General features: G+C 21.7%; 3 protein-coding genes. 2 read left to right on the forward strand and 1 reads right to left on the reverse strand.

Annotated elements, in window-relative coordinates; translation table 11 throughout:
- Nucleotides 1-344 precede the first annotated feature (344 nt).
- On the forward strand, nucleotides 345-692 hold the full coding sequence (locus NSA50_RS19590) for a hypothetical protein (RefSeq protein ID WP_195428195.1): 348 nt from the start codon (nucleotides 345-347) through the stop codon (nucleotides 690-692).
- 166 nt (nucleotides 693-858) lie between these two features.
- Nucleotides 859-1,374 carry a hypothetical protein gene (locus tag NSA50_RS19595; RefSeq protein WP_195263094.1) on the forward strand — a complete coding sequence of 172 codons (516 nt, stop codon included), beginning with the start codon at nucleotides 859-861 and terminating at the stop codon, nucleotides 1,372-1,374.
- Nucleotides 1,375-1,912: 538 nt separating this feature from the next.
- Here NSA50_RS19595 and NSA50_RS19600 read toward each other — a convergent pair.
- The gene (locus NSA50_RS19600) at nucleotides 1,913-2,299 is read right to left on the reverse strand and encodes a VOC family protein (RefSeq protein ID WP_195263199.1); all 387 of its coding nucleotides are present in this window, start codon (nucleotides 2,297-2,299) and stop codon (nucleotides 1,913-1,915) included.
- Nucleotides 2,300-2,568: the final 269 nt, after the last annotated feature.

Genomic DNA, 2,568 nt, shown 5'->3' on the forward strand with positions numbered 1-2,568 from the left:
CTATATCTTCTCTCGTTAATAAAAATCTACCCATTCAGCAACCTCCATCTATTTATTTAATTATATAAAAAATACCTATAGACATAAACCCTTTTATTTAAGTGTCTAGTCTATAGGTATCAGTTTATTTCGCGAGCCCCTTTTAAACCATTGATTTTGCTTACTTAAAGATTTTTTTATATATCCACTTTTTAAATGAATTTATATTTTATAAGTTATAAGAAAAAGTAATATTAAGCTAAGTAATATTAATAGAAACATATTAGAATAAAGTTAATTTCATAAATAAGATGGTATAATATATACTATAACATTATAAATAGAATTAAAAATGGAGTATTTCAATGGGAAAATTTAAAGAGTTATATATTAAATATTCAAATTTAGATGAAGAAACAAAAAAAATTATAAATTCTTATCCTCAAGAGTTTATTTCAGATAGAAACAATATAAGAGTATCATTATTAGAATATATTCTAAAGTCTAACAAATATATATACGAGCTTAAAGCAATTAATGGGACTGCACATCTTTGGACATGGAGTGATTTTAGGAGGGAATCAAAAGGAAGAGTGCTTAGCTATAAAACTGAATCTAACATAGTATTAAGTCAACTTCTTGAGTTTTATACTGATATAGATATAGATTTACTAAATAAATATGGTTTAGAAATAATTAAAAGGATAAATTGAATTTATTAGGAATACAATAAATTTTTAAAGTAATAGACCATAAATTGTTGAATTAAAACACTCTTAGGATAAACACCCTAATTGTAATATATTGGCATAGATTAATTTAGAATAAATTGATATAATTATATATGCAAATGAAAAAAATTATTAATTAGGTGATTATGTGGAAGTAAAATACAAAAATACAGTAGAGGATTTAATAGAGTTGAATTTTTATCTAAATATGAAGTTAAAGGATAGAAGGTTAAAAAATTATTTTTTCAAATATGGATATATATTAATAATATTACCTGCTTTCTTGTGGTATTTTAATTATAACTATGAAAATTTATATATATTTTCGATTTTTGCAATAATTTTAAGCATATTATGGTTAACTTTTGTACCTATTATTATTAAAGTTGAATTAAAGCATAAATTAGAAAAAAATTATATAACTAATGAATATTTATATAGTAAAAGAGTATTAAAGATAAAAAATGATAAAATTGTTATGTTTAAAAATGATAATAAATCTGAATTAAGTTTTCAAGATATATCAAATGTAATAATTTACAAAAAAAGAATTTTAATATTTGAGGAAAATTTTAATATTTTCGCAATAGTACCTATAAAATCATTTTCCAACGATTGTGAAAAAAACAAATTCTTAAATGCCATAAAAAAGAATTTATGTTAAAGTAAGATTTAATGTAAATTCTTTTTATTTTATTAATATAATTATGATATGGAAAAAATTAATTGCAATTGAATTATTGATGAACTTCATAAATATAAATGCATTAAATAAAATTATTTTCTGGAAAATATTGTAATTAATGATAGGATTTATTGAATAATATCCTAAAGTAAGTATTATATAGCAATTTAAAACATATAGAATTTAGAACAACAGTATCTATTATTGAATTTAAGTATGATGAGATGGAGAAATGAAAATCTATTAGAAAATTACCAAATTTTTAAAGTTAGTATAAAATCTAATAAATTAACGGATATTGCATTAATGGAATAACATATTAAAAGTTACTTTATATATTTTAATAATATCTATTTTAAGGAAGGCGTATTTACTGAATTAAAATAAAATATGAGTAAAAAAGCTAGAGGTTGAGCCTCTAGCATAATATATACTAGCAATTTATGTAGTATCAATATAGATTAAAATACTTAAATCATAATTAATATTGCTAATATAGTACATATCTTTTGAACAGTTACTTTATTTCCGAAAAGAGTTCATGTATATTTCCATCAGGATCTGCAAATAGCGCAGTTCTTTGATTTAAAGCCATTGTTTTAGGTTTATGAATTGGAGTTGCCCCTTTAGAAATTAATTTATTAAAAGTCTCATCTACTTCATCAGGAGTTTTACATGAAAAAGACAACTCAAAAGATTGACCACAAGCTTTATCCTTATATTCATTATTGTAATCGTACATAACTTCACGTGAGCAAAGAGCAAATTTAACTCCTTCATTTTCAAATTCTACATAATTTCCAAGATCACTTTTAATAGTAAATCCAAGAGCACTATTATAAAAATCCTTCATTAAGTTTACATTATTTGTCCAAATTGTAATTAGATTAAGTTTTGTTTTTATCATTATACCCTCCAATCTTAAAGTCTCTATATAATGTAAAGAGAGTCTAAGTTTATTACTACATAAGATAATTATACATAAATAGTAAAAAATGTAAATTAAAAAATGAAAATTTATAAAAAATGTTATTAATTTCTATAAGTGTAAATTGAAAAAGTAACTTCCGTTTTTTTACTTAAACAGAAGTTAGTCTTGCAAAGTATCTGATATAATTAATTTGATATTTGTCCTTAGCATATTAGGAGGATTAATTATGTCAAACAGAGATT

The organism is Clostridium mucosae (assembly GCF_024622765.1).
Classification (GTDB): domain Bacteria; phylum Bacillota; class Clostridia; order Clostridiales; family Clostridiaceae; genus Clostridium.